Origin of the sequence: Campylobacter sp. 107 (assembly GCF_002383835.1) — a bacterium.
GTDB lineage: Bacteria > Campylobacterota > Campylobacteria > Campylobacterales > Campylobacteraceae > Campylobacter_D > Campylobacter_D jejuni.
Map to the genome: position 1 here is coordinate 1 of NZ_NXBA01000063.1, position 500 is coordinate 500.

Below are 500 nucleotides of genomic sequence, written 5' to 3' on the forward strand. Positions count from 1 at the left end.
AAACTCGCAGCCCTCACTCCTCCTCAAGGCTATCCTAATGCTCCAAGATACTATAGCCCTGAAAGACTAGAAATTATTTATAAAAGACATAAGCTTGATAAACTTCTTGATCCAAGAATTCCTGCTATTTATAGATATAATTTTCCGCAAGAACTTCGAGCTAAAATACTAGCTTATGCTAAAGAGCATAATATAAAAGAGTAAGAATGAATTTCATAACTAGACTAGCTACTACTATCATTATGAAAAATGGTTTATATATGGGTTAAATTAAGAAAGGATAGATAATGAGTGAAACTTATGAGATTTATACACCTAATGGGTTAATAATGGATGTATATAAAGACACTAATAAAATCATTTTTTCAGGAAGTGCTAAGCCAACAGGCGATTATACCGAAGAATATTCCAAAGCTTTGTTTGAAGCCGATCGCATATTAAGAAACTCCCCCTACAAAGACTATAAACCCCAATACCTAGATCCTAACTTTTATACAGGG

2 pseudogenes are annotated in these 500 nt (G+C 33.0%); both read left to right on the forward strand.

From position 1 onward, the window contains the following. Window positions 1-204: pseudogene (locus tag BGS40_RS07420) on the forward strand (hypothetical protein); the annotation flags it as partial. 83 nt (window positions 205-287) lie between these two features. Beyond that, window positions 288-500 (forward strand): annotated as a pseudogene (locus BGS40_RS07425) (hypothetical protein); the annotation flags it as partial.